The following is a 13,758-nucleotide window of genomic DNA, read 5'->3' as shown; positions in this document are numbered from 1 at the left end:
CGGTTGCGGCATGCTGCCGGGCGCCGCCTGCCCGGCGCCTCCCGCCGCCTCCGAATCCTGACCGTCCTGCCCCACCGCCATGCTCCGTGCCCGCCGTCCCCTCCTTGCGCTGCTGTCAGCCGCTGCCCTCGCCGTTCCGCTGCGCGGCGCCGCCGACGCCAATCGCGACCAGCTGACGCTATCCAACTGGCTCAAGTTCGTGCCCGCCGCCGGCGCTGCCGCCTACTCCGGCTACCGGGGCGACAGCACCGGCCTGTGGCAGCTGGGTGGCGAACTGGCGGCCACCGTCGCGGCCACCCAGGCACTGAAGTACGCGTTCAAGGACGGCGACTGGGGCACCCGGCCGGACGGCGGCAGCAAGTCGTTCCCGTCCGGCCACACCTCCACCGCCTGTGCCGGCGCCGCCTACCTCGGCGAACGCTATGGCTGGCAGCAGGCCGCGCCGGCCTATGCGGTCTCCGCCTGGGTCGCCTACATCCGGGTCAACGAGGACAAGCATTACGTGCGCGACGTGGTGGCCGGCTGCGCGCTGGCCTACGGCCTGTCGAAGCTCGTCGTCAAGCCCTGGCTGCCGGCGCAGGTATCGCTGCTGCCGGTGCTCGGTCCCGGCGAGGTCGGCCTGACGCTGAGCGCGAACTGGTAGGCGGCCGCCTTTTGCTAAGGTGCGCCGGTGACGACCCTCAAGCCGCTGCCGATGCTGCTCGCCTGCCTCGCCTTCCTGGTGATGCGGCTGGGCGGCGCGCACCTGCATCACTGCTTCGACGGCAGCGAGCCCGGGAACGCCGTCCACTTCGCTGACGCCGGTCTGCATCACAGCGCGGCCGGCGACCGCATGGCCGACGCCAGCGGCCACGGCGCCGACGGCGCGCCGCATCACGATGACCTCGATACCGGCGTGGCCAGCGATCCGCTCGGCAAGCTGTCGCCGCCGGAGCCGACGGCGCTGATCGGCCTGCTGCTGGCGGTAATGCTGCTGCCGCGCCTGTCGACGCCCCGCCGCCGACGGCAGCCGAGCAGCGGCGGCCGACGCGCCCACCCCACCTTCGGCCGCCGTTGCGCGGCCCGCCCCTGTTCTCCTTCGCCTGATCCGAACGCGCCCGGCGGCTTGATCCGCCGGGCCTGATCGCCGCGCCGCACAGCGTGCCGCCGGCATTTTCGAAGGAGATTCCCGATGTTGCTGTCTTCCGTGCGCCGGCATCTGCCCGGCGTGCTGCTGTTGTTGCTGTCCGCCCAGCCCGCCGGGCTCAAGGCCGAACCCGAGCTGCCGCCCGACGGCCCGCCGATCCGCCTGGCGACGGCGATTCGCCAGGTGCTGGCGAGCAATCCCGAACTGGCGGTGTACGCCGAAGCCTTCCGCATCCAGGACGGCCGCGTGCTGCAGGCCGGTCTGGCGCCGAATCCGACGCTCAACCTGAGCGTCGAGGACGCGCTCGGCAGCGGCAGCCGCAGCGGCTTCCGCGCTGCCGAGCAGACGCTGAGCCTGAGCCAGCTGCTGGAACGCGGCGCGCGCCAGCGGCGGCTCGACGCCGCTCGTGCCGGCACCGGCCTGCTGGCCGCCGAGCAGCTCGAACGGCAGGTCGACACCGCTGCCGAAACCGCGCGCCGCTACGGCCATGTGCTGTCCGACCAGGCGCAGCTGGCGGTCACCCATGAGGCCTCGGAACTGGCGCGGCGCACCGTCGAGGCGACGCGCAAACGGGTCCGGGCCGGCGCGGTGCCGTCCGCCGAACTGGCGCGCGCCGAAGCCTCGCTGGCACTGGCCGAGCTGGATCACGAGCACGCCGAGCACGAACTGCTGACCAGCCGCCGCCAGCTCGCCGCGCTGTGGGGCGCGCGCGAAGCCACGTTCGGCATCGCTGAGGGCGACCTGCTAGCGCTGCCGCCACTGGCGCCGTTCGAGGCCCTGACCGAGCGGCTCAAGGCCAATCCGGCGCAGCTGCGGCTGATCGCCGAGCAGCGTGTCCGCGATGCCGAGCTGCGGCTGGCCGAGCAGCGCCGCCGGCCGGCCTGGCAGGTCAGTGCCGGCCTGCGGCGCTTCGGCGATGGCCAGGACGTGGCCGGCGTGTTCTCGCTGCAGATCCCGCTGCCGGTCAACGACCGTGGCCAGGGCGAGATCGCCGAAGCCCAGGCGCGCGCCGATCAGGTCGGCCTGCGCCGCAATGCGGCCGACATCGCCAGCCTGACGCAACTTTACGAGTGGTTCCAAGAGCTGAAGCACGCCCACACGGCGGCCAACACGCTGGCGACCGCTGTGCTGCCGCGCATCGAAAAGGCGCTGCAGCAGACCGAGTACGCCTACGCCCGGGGCCGCTACGGCTACCAGGAGCTGGTCGCCGCCCGCAAGGAACTGTTCGAGGCCCGCCGAGCCCGCATCCAGGCCGCCGCCGACGCCTGGCAGTTCGCCACCGAAATCGATCGTCTGACCGGCGTGCTGCCGGCCGGCGACACCCCGTGAGAATGCCGATGAAAACCCTGCTGATCCTGTTGCTGGCGCTGCTGGTCGGCGCCTGCGATCGCGCTGCCGCGCCGGTCGACGCCCCGATCGACACGCAGGCCGTCGCACCGCTCGCGGCCACCGAAACCGATCCCGCCGATGCCGCGCCGCCATCGGTGCGCATCGACTCCGGCATGGCCGGCCGCCTGGGCCTGGCCCGCGCCATCGCCGGGCCCGGCACCTTGGCCGAAAGCCGGGTGCTGTATGGCCGCATCAACGCCAATCCGGAAACGGTGCGCGAGGTCCATGCCCGCTTCCCCGGCGTCGTCCGCAGCGTCCGCAAGGCGCTCGGCGACGAGGTGCGCAGCGGCGAGCCGCTGGCGGTCGTCGAAAGCGACCTGAGCCTGGAGAACTACACGGTCAGCGCGCCTCTGTCGGGTGTGATCACCGCGCGCACCGCCAACAGCGGCCAGAAGACCGGCGACACGCCGCTGTTCGTGATCACCAATGTCGACACCGTCTGGGCCGAGCTGTCGGTGTTCCCGCGCGACCGCGCAGCGATCCGCAGCGGCCAGCCGGTGCACCTGCGGGCGGCCGATGGCGGCGCGACGACACAGGCCAGCATCGCCCGCATCGATCTGCTGGGGACCGCCAACCAGGCGCTCAAGGCCCATGTGCCGCTCGACAACCGCGCGCGGGCGTTTCCGCCCGGCCTGTTCGTGACCGCCGAAGTCACGGTCGGCGCAACGCCGGTGGCCGTGCGGGTACCGCGCACGGCGATCCAGGATCTCGACGGCGCCAGCGTCGTCTTCGTCGTCGACGGCGACCGCTACACGCCGCGTCCGGTGCGCCTCGGCCGCCAGGACCGCGAACAGGTGGAAGTGCTCGACGGCCTCGCCGCCGGTACGCCGGTGGTCGCCGCCGGCAGCTATGTGATCAAGGCCGAACTGGAAAAGTCGGGGGCCGAACATGCGCATTGAACTGACTGCCGCCACGACACCGGAGCTGCGCCATGCTCGATAGAAGCCTGCGGCTGGCCGTCGATCATCGGGTGCTGGTCATGGTGCTGGTGCTGCTCAGTGCCGCACTCGGCCTCTGGAATTTCCAGCGCCTGCCGATCGACGCGGTGCCGGACATCACCAATGTCCAGGTGCAGATCAATACCGAGGCGCCGGGTTACACGCCGCTGGAAACCGAGCGCCGCATCACCTGGGCGATCGAGACCGCGATGGCCGGCATGCCGCAGCTCGACCACACGCGGTCGCTGTCGCGCTACGGCCTGTCGCAGGTCACCGTGGTGTTCGCCGACGGCACCGACCTGTACTTCGCGCGCGCCCAGGTCGCGGAGCGATTGAACGCGGCACGGGCGCAGCTGCCGGCCGGCATCGAGCCGGCGCTCGGGCCGATCGCCACCGGCCTCGGCGAGATCTTCCTGTACACCGTCGAAGCCGATCCCGGCCAGCTGCCGGCGGGTACGGCGCTGCCGACGCCGATGCAGCTGCGCAGCCTGCAGGACTGGGTGATCCGGCCGCAGCTGCTGCGGGTGCCGGGGGTCGCCGAGATCAATGCGGTCGGCGGCGACGACAAGGAAATCCTGGTCGCGCCGGACCCGGCCCGGCTGCAGGCGCATGGCCTGAGCTTCGCCGACCTGGCGGCCCGCCTGAACGCCAACAACGGCAACCAGGGCGCCGGCTCGATCGAGAAGAACGGCAGCCAGCTGCTGGTGCGGGTGCCGGGCCAGGCGGAAACGCTCGACGACCTGCGCCGGATCGTGGTCAGCCAGACCGATGGCGTGCCGCTGCGGATCGGCGACGTCGCCACCGTCAGCGAAAGCGCCGCGCCCCGCAGCGGCGCGGCGACGCTGAACGGCGACGAGGTGGTGCTCGGCACCGCCATCATGCGGGTCGGCGAAAACAGCCGGACCGTGGCCCGGGCAGTCGCCGCTCGCCTGCCGGCGATCGCCGCCGGCCTGCCGCCCGGCGTGCGCCTGACGCCGGTCTACGACCGCACGACGCTCGTCGACCGCACCCTGGCCACCGTCGAGAAGAGCCTCGCCGAGGGCGCGCTGCTGGTGGTGGCGATCCTGTTCGCGCTGCTCGGCAATGTGCGCGCCGCGCTGCTGACGGCAGCGGTGATTCCGTTCGCGATGCTGATCACCATCAGCGGCATGGTCGGCAACCGGGTCAGCGCCAACCTGATGAGCCTCGGCGCGCTCGACTTCGGGCTGATCGTCGACGGCGCGGTGATCATCGTCGAGAACGCGTTGCGCCGGCTGGCCGAGGCCAGCCACGGCGGTCGCCGCCTGCCGCTGGCGGAACGCCTCGACGTGGTGTTCCGCGCCACCCGCGAAGTGATCCGCCCGGCGCTGTTCGGCGTGGTGATCATCACCGCCGTCTACCTGCCGCTGTTCGCGCTGGAAGGCGTCGAGGGCCGGATGTTCCATCCGATGGCGGCAACCGTGGTGATCGCCTTGCTGGCCGGCATGCTGCTGGCGCTGAGCTTCATCCCGGCCGGCATCGCGCTGCTGTTCCGGGCGCCGGTCCGGGACGCCGAGAACCCGCTGCTGCGGCTGGCATTGCGCGCCTACCGGCCGCTGCTCGATGCGGCCCTGCGCCAGCGCCGGAAAGTGGCGCCGCTGGCCTTGCTGCTGGTGCTCGGCTGCGCCGTGCTGGCGACGCGGCTCGGCAGCGAGTTCGTGCCCAACCTCGACGAGGGCGACGCCGCGATCCAGGCGCTGCGCATTCCCGGCACCTCGCTCGGCCAGTCGCTGCAGCTGCAGCGCGAGCTGGAACGCGAGATCGCTGCGCTGCCCGAGGTCGAACGGGTGTTCGCGCGGCTCGGCACCGCGGAAGTCGCGACCGATCCGATGCCGCCGAACATCGCCGACGGCTACGTGATGCTGAAGCCGCGCGCGCAGTGGCCGGACCCCGGCAAGCCGAAGGCCGCCGTGATGGCCGATATCGAAGCCCGCGCCGGCCGGGTGCCGGGCAGCAGCTACGAGCTGTCGCAGCCGATCCAGCTGCGTTTCAACGAGCTGATTTCCGGCGTCCGCTCGGATCTCGGCGTCAAGGTCTACGGCGACGATCTCGACACCCTGGCGCGGCTCGCCGCCGACATCGCCCGTGTGCTGCAAGACCTGCCGGGCGCCGCCGATGTCCGTGCCGAACCGCTCGACGGCCTGCCGCTGCTGACCGTCACGCCGGATCGCGAACAGCTGTCGCGCTTCGGCCTCAACGTGGCCGACGTGCAGACGGTGGTGGCCGGTGCGATCGGCGGCCAGGCTGCCGGCCGGCTGTTCGAGGGCGATGCCCGCTACGACATCGTGCTGCGCCTGCCGGAAGCGCTGCGCAGCGATGTCGACGCGCTGACCGTGCTGCCGGTGCCGCTGCCGGGCGGCGGCAGCCTGCCGCTGGCCGAGGTCGCGACCGTGGCGCTGCGCGCCGGACCGAACCAGATCAACCGCGAAAACGGCAAGCGCCGGGCGGTGGTCACCGCCAATGTCCGGGGCCGCGATCTCGGCAGCTTCGTCGCCGACGCCCAACGCCGGCTGGCGGCGGACGTGCCGCTGCCGACCGGCTACTGGCTCGACTACGGCGGCAGCTTCGAGCAGTTGCAGTCGGCTGCGACGCGGCTGGCCGTGGTGGTGCCGGCAACGCTGGCGCTGATCCTCGCCATGCTGTGGCTGGCCTTCGGTTCGCTGCGCGACGCCTTGGTGATTTTCAGCGGCGTGCCGCTGGCGCTCACCGGCGGCGTGCTGGCGTTGTGGCTGCGCGGCATCCCGCTGTCGATTTCCGCCGGCGTCGGCTTCATCGCGCTGTCCGGCATCGCCGTGCTCAATGGCCTGGTGATGGTCAGCTTCATCCGCGACCTGCTGGCGCGCGGCCGGCCGCTCGACGACGCCATCGCCGAAGGCGCGCTGAGCCGCCTGCGCCCGGTGCTGATGACCGCACTGGTCGCCAGCCTCGGCTTCGTGCCGATGGCCTTCAATACCGGCATCGGCAGCGAAGTGCAGCGCCCGCTGGCGACGGTCGTGATCGGCGGCATCGGCTCGTCGACCCTGCTGACCTTGCTGGTGCTGCCGGCGCTGTACCGGCTGGCCGGGCGCGCCCGGATGCCCCGACCGGCAACAAGCGATGCCGCCACCGGTGCCGCGCCGGGCTGAAGCCGCACCGGGCATCCAGTGAGCTGTCCGCAGCCCGGCCGTTGCCGGCCGGTGCTGCGGACGACAAAGGCGCCGCCCAGCAAAAAGCCTGCGCGAGGCAGGCTTTCAGGATGCTTTGAAGATGGTGCCGAAAAGAGGAATCGAACCTCCGACCTACTGATTACGAATCAGTTGCTCTACCGACTGAGCTATTTCGGCGCGGGCCGCGATTATAGACAAAGTTTTCCGCGCCGGCGGTCTTTCAGGCGAGGTCGTAACGGAATTCCTTCTTGAACCGGGCGCGGAAGTCTTCCGGGCCGACGTAGTGGTTCTGCGGGCCCGGACGCTCGATCTTGATCGCGCCGATCAGCGAGGCGACGCGGCCGGTGGTTTCCCAGTCCATGCCGTTCAGCAGGCCATAGAGCAGGCCGGCGCGGTAGGCGTCGCCGCAGCCGGTCGGGTCGGCCAGGGCCTGGGCGGTCGCGGTCGGGATCTCGTGGGTCTTGCTGCGCGTGTAGATGTGCGAGCCCTTGCCGCCACGGGTGACGATCAGCGCCTCGACGCGATCGGCGATCTCCTTCAGCGACCAGCCGGTGCGGTCCATGATCATTTCCGACTCGTAGTCGTTGACCGCCACGTAGGTGGCCTTTTCGATGAACGCCTTGAGATCGTCGCCGCCGAACATCGGCAGGCCCTGGCCCGGATCGAAGATGAACGGCAGGCCGGCGTCGGCGAACTGCTCGGCGTGCAGGATCATCGCGTCGCGACCGTCCGGCGACACCGAGCCGATCTTCGCCCCAGCCTTGATCGCCGCGTGCACATCCTGGGTGTGGGCGAAGCTCATCGCGCCGGGGTGGAAGGCGGTGATCTGGTTGTCGTCGAGATCGGTGGTGATGTAGGCCTGCGCGGTATAGGCCTCGGGAATGGTCTTGACGTATTCCCGGCTGATGCCGTGCTGGTCGAGCCAGGCCTCGTACTGCGCGAAGTCCTTGCCGACGGTGGCCATCGGCAGCGGTTCGCCGCCGAGCATCTTCAGGTTGTAGGCGATGTTGCCGGCGGTGCCGCCGAATTCCTTGCGCAGTTCCGGCACCAGGAAGGCGACGTTCAGGATGTGCACCTTGTCCGGCAGGATCTCGTTCTGGAAGCGGCCCGAGAACACCATGATGGTGTCGTAGGCGAGTGAACCGCAGATCAGTGCAGACATTGGGTTTCCGAAGCGTGAAAGGTGGTCAGGACAGCAGGACGAGGCCCCAGACCAGCGGCACCTGCAGCAGTGAAAGATGGACCGCCGCAGACCCCAGGTCCTTGGCGCGCCCGGACAATACATGACGTTCCAGGCCGATGCGATCGACCACCACCTCGACCGCCGTGTTGAGCAGCTCGACGATCAGCACCAGCAGCAGGCTCCAGAACAGGATCACCTTCTCGACCGCCCCGTCACCGAGCCAAAAAGCGAACGGCAGCATCGCGAAGAAGATCACCAGCTCGATGCGGAAGGCTTCCTCCTCGCGCAGCGCCCAGCCCATGCCGTCGTAGCTGACCTTGGTGGCGCGCAGGATCCGCCGCCAGCCCTTGATGCCGTCGGCCATCAGCGGGCGCTCCCGGCCAGTGCGACGTAGCGGATGTCGAGCTGGCGCGCGGCACGCACGTCGTCGAGCCGGCGCACCGGCATCCGGTACGGCGCGCCCTTCAGCGTGGCGATGTCGGTGCGCGCTTCCTCGCGGATCGCGCACAGCGCCTCGACGAAGGCATCGAGGGTGTCCTTGTCCTCGGTCTCGGTCGGTTCGATCAGCAGGCACTCCGGCACCAGCAGCGGGAAGTAGACGGTCGGTGCGTGGTAGCCGTAGTCGAGCAGGCGCTTGGCGATATCGGTGGCGGTCAGCTCGTGCTGCTGCTTGTCGCGCTTCAGCGTGACGATGAACTCGTGGGTCGCGCGCCGGGTCGGGAAGGCCAGCTCGAAGCCGCGCTCGCGCAACCGCGCCTGCAGGTAGTTGGCGTTCAGCGTGGCGAACTCGGCGACCCGCTGCATGCCCTCGCGGCCCAGCAGCCGGGCGTAGACATAGGCGCGCAGCAGCACGCCGGCATTGCCCATGAAGGCGCTGAGGCGGCCGATGGTCTGCGGCAGGTCGTTTTCATCGAGCCAGCGGTAGGCGTCGCCGGTCTTGCCGACCACCGGAATCGGCATGAACGGCAGCAGCCGCTCGGACACGCCGACCGCCCCTGCCCCCGGCCCGCCGCCGCCGTGCGGCGTCGAGAAGGTCTTGTGCAGGTTCATGTGGATGACGTCGAAGCCCATGTCGCCGGGCCGCACTTCGCCGAGGATGGCGTTGAGGTTAGCGCCGTCGTAGTACAGCAGGCCGCCGGCGTCGTGGACGAGTCTGGCGATCGTCGCGATCGAGCGCTCGAAGACGCCGAGCGTCGATGGATTGGTCAGCATGATGCCGGCGGTCTGCGGGCCGATCACCGCGGCCAGCTTGTCGAGATCGACGTCGCCTTCGGAATTGGTGGGAATCTCGCGCACGGTCATGCCGAGCATCGTCGCGGTGGCCGGATTGGTGCCGTGAGCGGCGTCCGGCACCAGGATTTCGGTCCGCGCCAGATCGTTCCGGGCCCGGTGATAGGCGCGGATCATCGCCACACCGGCGAACTCGCCCTGGGCGCCGGCCATCGGCGTCAGGCTGACGCCAGCCATGCCGGTGACGTCCTTGAGGATCTCCTGCAGCTCGAACATGCAGGCCAGGAAGCCCTGCGACTGCGCGGCCGGCGCCAGCGGGTGGCGGCCGAGGAAGCCGGGCAGCATCGCGAGCCGGTTACAGGCGCGCGGGTTGTACTTCATCGTGCAGCTGCCGAGCGGATAGAAGTGGGTGTCGATCGAGAAGTTCAGCTTCGACAGCCGCGTGTAGTGGCGCACCGCCTGTAGCTCCGACACCTGCGGCAGCGCCGGCGGCACACGCCGACGCAGCGCGGCCGGCAGTTCCACCGCCACGGTCGCCACCGGCCGCTGCGCCACCGCGCTGCGGCCGGCGCGGCCGAGTTCGAAGATCAGCGGTTCGAGCGGATTCAGCGGCGACACCATCGGCCCGGCAACGGGCCGGATATCGGCGGAAGGATTCAGCGGTTCAGCGGCGTGCGCCATGGCAGCTCTCGATCGGGTCACGGGTACAGCGTCGGGGTTCGGGGTCGGGGTTCAGGCTTCGGGCGGTGCCGGGCCTTCGGCCGGCCGCACCAGTTCGATGCCGTCGATCTTCATCCGCCAGACCAGCCCGTCCTGGTACGGCGGCACATCGATGTGGAAGGTCGTCGACAGCGGCCCCCAGCCGGCAGAAAAGTGCTGGCGTTCGAAGCTGCGCAGCGGGCCGGTGACGGATACCGTCGAGCCGGCATCGCGGAAGCGGCTGTAGTGGATCTCGCCGAATTCGGTCAGCACCAGCGTGATGCCCGGCGCGGTCCACTCGCCGACGAAATCCGCCGGCACCGACACCGGCGCCTTGCTGCCGCCGCAGGCCGCAAGCAGCAGCGCAGCCAGCAGCACGAACAGCCGATGTCGGTACAGGCGATGCATGGCGATCAGCCCAGCGCCTTCAGCGCCGCGTCGTAGTTCGGCTCGTCGGCGATCTCGGTGACCAGTTCGCTGTGCAACACCTTGTTGTCGGCGCCGACGACGACCACGGCGCGCGCTGTCAGGCCGGCCAGCGGGCCGTTCTCGATGGTCAGGCCGTACTCGTCGGAAAAGCTGCGGCCGCGCATCAGCGACAGCGTTTCGACGTTCTTGATGCCTTCGGCGCCGCAGAAGCGCTTCTGCGCGAACGGCAGGTCGGCGGAGATGCACAGCACCACGGTGTCGGTCAGATCGGCGGCCTTCTCGTTGAACTTGCGCACCGACATCGCGCAGGTCGGCGTGTCGATCGACGGGAAGATGTTCAGCACCTTCTTCTTGCCCGCGTAGTCGTGCAGCGACACGTCCTTCAGATCGCCGTTGACCAGGCGGAAGCCCGGCGCATCGCTGCCCGGCTTCGGCAGTTCGCCATTGGTGGAAAGCGCATTGCCGCGCAGGGTGATCAGGGCCATCGGGGTCTCCTCGTTATGGTGGGTTCAGCGGTTCAGCAGGTGGCAAGCACGTCGCGCAGCGTATCGGCGTAGCGGTCGAGATCGGCTTCGGTGCGGGTTTCGGTGGCGCAGACCAGCAGCGCATGGCCGAGTTCCGGGTAATGAGCGCTGAGATCGAAGCCGCCGAAGATGCCGGCCTCGGCCAGCCGCGCCAGCACGATCGCAGGGGCCTGCGGCAGGCGGATGACGGCTTCGTGGAAGCGCGCGCCGCTGAACACCGCTTCGACGCCCGGGATCGCGGTCAGCTTCGCGACCAGCGCCGCCGTGTTGGCCAGCGAATGCGCGGCCGCGCTCTCCAGGCCATCCGGCCCGAGCAGGCTCATGTGGATGGTTGCAGCGGTGACCAGCAGGCCCTGGTTGGTGCAGATGTTTGAGGTCGCCTTGGAGCGGCGGATGTGCTGCTCGCGCGCCTGCAGGGTCAGCGTGAAGCCAGGCTTGCCGTCGAGATCGACGGTGCGACCGACGATGCGGCCCGGCATCTGCCGCACGTACTGCTGGCGCGCGGTCAGGAAGCCGAAGTACGGCCCGCCGGACGACAGCGGCGCACCGAGCGGCTGGCCGTCGCCGCAGACGATGTCCGCACCCTTCGTGCCCCATTCACCGGGCGGCTTCAGCAGCGCCAGCGACACCGGATTGACCAGCGCCACCACCAGCGCGCCGTTGGCATGCGCCCAGTCGGTGATCGCATCGACATCCTCGAGCACGCCGAAGAAATTCGGCTGGGCGATCACCACCGCCGTGATGCCCTGCCCTTCATGCGCCTTGAGGCTGTCGAGCGCGGTCTGGCCGCTGGCCGGGTCGAAAGCCAGCGGCAGCGGCTGGATGCCCTGCGCTTCGGTGATCGAGCCGACCACCTCGCGGTAGTACGGATGCACGGCCGCCGGCATCAGCACCCGGCCGTCGCCGACGCCCGGGTTGGCGCGCACCGCCATCAGGAGCGCTTCGGCGAGCGCGGAAGCGCCGTCGTACAGCGAGGCGTTCGACACCTCCATGCCGGTCAGCGCGCACATCATCGACTGGTATTCGTAGAGCAGCTGCAAGGTGCCCTGGCTGGCCTCGGCCTGGTACGGCGTGTAGGCCGAGTAGAACTCGCCGCGCGTGGCGATTTCCCAGACCGCCGCCGGAATGTGGTGCTCGTAGGCACCGGCGCCGCAGAAGTTCAGCAGCGTGCCGTCCTGTGCGGCGCGTGCCTGCATCAGCCGGGCGATGTCCATCTCGGCGATCCGGGGCGGCACCTGGGACAGGCCCTGGCAGCGCAGCTCGGCGGGAATCTCGCCGAACAGCGCATCGATCGACGGGGCGCCGATGGTCGCCAGCATCTCGGCGACATCGGTTTCGGTATGGGGAATGAAAGGCATGACGGTCAGGACCCGGGCAGCGGTGCGGCGGCGGCGCTCAGCTCAGCGACGCGATATAGCCGGCGGCGTCCAGCAGGCCGTCGACATCGGCCGGATTCGCCGGCTTCAGCTTCCACAGCCAGCCGGCCTCGTACGGCGCATCGTTGACCAGTTCGGGGTTCTCGCCGAGCTTGGTGTTGGCGTCGACGACGGTGCCGGCCACCGGGGCATAGACATCGCTGGCGGCTTTCACCGATTCGACAACGCAGCAGGCTTCATCGGCGGCCAGCACCCGGCCGACCTTCGGGGTTTCGACGAACACCAGATCGCCGAGCGCAGCCTGCGCGTGGTCGGTGATGCCGATCAGCAAGGTGCCGTCGGGCAAGGTCTTCACCCACTCGTGGGACTTGGCGTACTTGAGGTCTGCAGGCGTGTTGCTCATGGGTTAGGTCTCGGGGCCAACGGGCCGGTGGGCGAACGAACAGGGACGATCCATCTCAATCAGCTGCGCGGCGCCGGGGCCGCGCTTGCAACCAGAACCTTGCCGTGGCGCACGAACGGCGGCTTCACTTCGCGAACGGCGTGCCACTGACCGCGGATCTCGACCTCGAACGGCGGCTCGGCATCGGCGGCGACGCGGGCCAGCGCGATCGAGCCCTTCAGGGTCGGCGCATAGCCGCCGCTGGTCAGTTCGCCGACCTGCTGGCCGGCAGCGCGCACCGGCATGTGGCCGCGCAGCACGCCACGGCCTTCGAGCACCAGGCCGATCGCCTTGCGGCCGAGCGCGGCCTGCCGGGCTTCGAGCGCCTCGCGGCCGACGAAGGCGCGGCGGCTGTCGGCCAGCGATACCGTCCAGGCCAGGCCGCATTCGAGCGGGCTGACCGTCTCGTCCATGTCCTGGCCGTAGAGATTCATGCCGGCTTCCAGGCGCAGCGTGTCGCGGGCGCCAAGGCCGCAGGGCGTGACGCCGGCGGCCAGCAGCGCCTGCCAGAGCGGCAGCAGTTCGTCATGCGGCAGGATCAGCTCGTAGCCATCCTCGCCGGTGTAGCCGGTGCGGCCTACGAACAGTTCGCCGTGCCAGGCAGCGCTGAACGGCGTCAGCGCCGAGGCGCGTTCCGCCAGTTCCGGCGGCAGAAGCGCCTGCACCCGCTGGCGCGCCGCCGGGCCCTGCACGGCGAGGATGCCGAGATCGTGACGATGGCGGATCTCGACCTCGAAGCCACAGGCCTCGGCCTGCAGCCAGGCGAGGTCCTTGTCGGTGGTACCGGCGTTGACCACCAGCCGGAACCAGGATTCATCGAGGTGGTAGACGATCAGGTCGTCGATCACGCCGCCGTCGCGGTTCAGCATGCAGCTGTACAGCGCCTTGCCGGGGCTTTGCAGCCGCGCCACGTCATTGGCGAGCAGATGGCGGAGGAAGTCGCGCGCCTGGCTGCCCAGCACGTCGACGGCGCTCATGTGGGCCACGTCGAACATGCCGGCGACCGTGCGCACGGCGTGGTGTTCGTCGAGTTGCGACGCGTACTGGATCGGCATGTCCCAGCCGGCGAAATCCACCATCCGGGCGCCGAGGCGCAGGTGTTCGGCGTGCAGCGCGGTGTGCTTCAGCATGTGGCGGATCGGACTCGGCGACGAAGGGCCTCAGGCAGAGTTTGCATGAGGTGCGGGGCTTGCAGCGCAGCCTTCGAAGGCCCGTGCGCCAGTGTCCCCATCATTCGCCCTTCGCTCCGGCATTCGGA

The 13,758-nt window shown here is 70.0% G+C and carries 13 protein-coding genes and 1 tRNA gene; 5 read left to right on the top strand and 9 right to left on the bottom strand.

Features of this window, described 5'->3' with window-relative positions; translation table 11 throughout:
• Positions 1–79 precede the first annotated feature (79 nt).
• From ACTIGJ_RS03000 to ACTIGJ_RS02980, 5 genes are read left to right on the top strand one after another with little or no spacing between them, the layout of a single operon-like run.
• Positions 80–643, top strand: coding sequence for a phosphatase PAP2 family protein (locus ACTIGJ_RS03000; protein ID WP_439638796.1), 564 nt, complete (start codon positions 80–82; stop codon positions 641–643).
• 27 nt (positions 644–670) lie between these two features.
• On the top strand, positions 671–1,123 hold the full coding sequence (locus ACTIGJ_RS02995; RefSeq protein WP_439638795.1) for a hypothetical protein: 453 nt from the start codon (positions 671–673) through the stop codon (positions 1,121–1,123).
• A gap of 48 nt (positions 1,124–1,171) precedes the next feature.
• Complete coding sequence (locus tag ACTIGJ_RS02990; RefSeq protein ID WP_439638794.1) at positions 1,172–2,455, top strand: TolC family protein; 1,284 nt, start codon at positions 1,172–1,174, stop codon at positions 2,453–2,455.
• An 8-nt stretch (positions 2,456–2,463) separates the two neighbouring features.
• The gene (locus ACTIGJ_RS02985) at positions 2,464–3,414 is read left to right on the top strand and encodes an efflux RND transporter periplasmic adaptor subunit (protein WP_439638793.1); all 951 of its coding nucleotides are present in this window, start codon (positions 2,464–2,466) and stop codon (positions 3,412–3,414) included.
• 32 nt (positions 3,415–3,446) lie between these two features.
• Positions 3,447–6,596, top strand: a complete 3,150-nt coding sequence (locus ACTIGJ_RS02980) for an efflux RND transporter permease subunit (RefSeq protein ID WP_439638792.1) — start codon at positions 3,447–3,449, stop codon at positions 6,594–6,596.
• A 122-nt stretch (positions 6,597–6,718) separates the two neighbouring features.
• Here ACTIGJ_RS02980 and ACTIGJ_RS02975 read toward each other — a convergent pair.
• From ACTIGJ_RS02975 to gcvT, 9 genes are all read right to left on the bottom strand, one after another.
• Positions 6,719–6,794: transfer RNA gene (locus tag ACTIGJ_RS02975), tRNA-Thr, on the bottom strand.
• A gap of 43 nt (positions 6,795–6,837) precedes the next feature.
• Positions 6,838–7,779, bottom strand: coding sequence for a carbohydrate kinase family protein (locus tag ACTIGJ_RS02970; protein ID WP_439638791.1), 942 nt, complete (start codon positions 7,777–7,779; stop codon positions 6,838–6,840).
• 25 nt (positions 7,780–7,804) lie between these two features.
• Positions 7,805–8,164: a diacylglycerol kinase gene (locus ACTIGJ_RS02965; protein WP_439638790.1), complete on the bottom strand. Its 360-nt coding sequence runs from the start codon at positions 8,162–8,164 to the stop codon at positions 7,805–7,807.
• Positions 8,164–9,651, bottom strand: a complete 1,488-nt coding sequence (gene gcvPB / locus ACTIGJ_RS02960) for an aminomethyl-transferring glycine dehydrogenase subunit GcvPB (RefSeq protein ID WP_439638925.1) — start codon at positions 9,649–9,651, stop codon at positions 8,164–8,166. Before gcvPB ends, ACTIGJ_RS02965 begins: the two co-directional genes overlap by 1 nt.
• A 111-nt stretch (positions 9,652–9,762) precedes the next feature.
• On the bottom strand, positions 9,763–10,137 hold the full coding sequence (locus ACTIGJ_RS02955; protein ID WP_439638789.1) for a hypothetical protein: 375 nt from the start codon (positions 10,135–10,137) through the stop codon (positions 9,763–9,765).
• A gap of 5 nt (positions 10,138–10,142) precedes the next feature.
• Positions 10,143–10,643 (bottom strand): thiol peroxidase, encoded by a 501-nt coding sequence (tpx, locus tag ACTIGJ_RS02950; RefSeq protein WP_439638788.1) that lies wholly within the window; start codon positions 10,641–10,643, stop codon positions 10,143–10,145.
• A 32-nt stretch (positions 10,644–10,675) separates the two neighbouring features.
• Positions 10,676–12,040: an aminomethyl-transferring glycine dehydrogenase subunit GcvPA gene (gcvPA, locus tag ACTIGJ_RS02945; protein WP_439638787.1), complete on the bottom strand. Its 1,365-nt coding sequence runs from the start codon at positions 12,038–12,040 to the stop codon at positions 10,676–10,678.
• A gap of 37 nt (positions 12,041–12,077) precedes the next feature.
• Positions 12,078–12,461 (bottom strand): glycine cleavage system protein GcvH, encoded by a 384-nt coding sequence (gene gcvH, locus ACTIGJ_RS02940; protein WP_439638786.1) that lies wholly within the window; start codon positions 12,459–12,461, stop codon positions 12,078–12,080.
• A gap of 59 nt (positions 12,462–12,520) precedes the next feature.
• On the bottom strand, positions 12,521–13,630 hold the full coding sequence (gene gcvT, locus ACTIGJ_RS02935) for a glycine cleavage system aminomethyltransferase GcvT (RefSeq protein WP_439638785.1): 1,110 nt from the start codon (positions 13,628–13,630) through the stop codon (positions 12,521–12,523).
• Positions 13,631–13,758: the final 128 nt, after the last annotated feature.

Origin of the sequence: Nevskia sp., from assembly GCF_051860985.1 — a bacterium.
Lineage (GTDB): Bacteria > Pseudomonadota > Gammaproteobacteria > Nevskiales > Nevskiaceae > Nevskia.
Note: the sequence above shows the minus strand (reverse complement) of the source record. Positions and strands in the feature narration are given on the sequence as shown.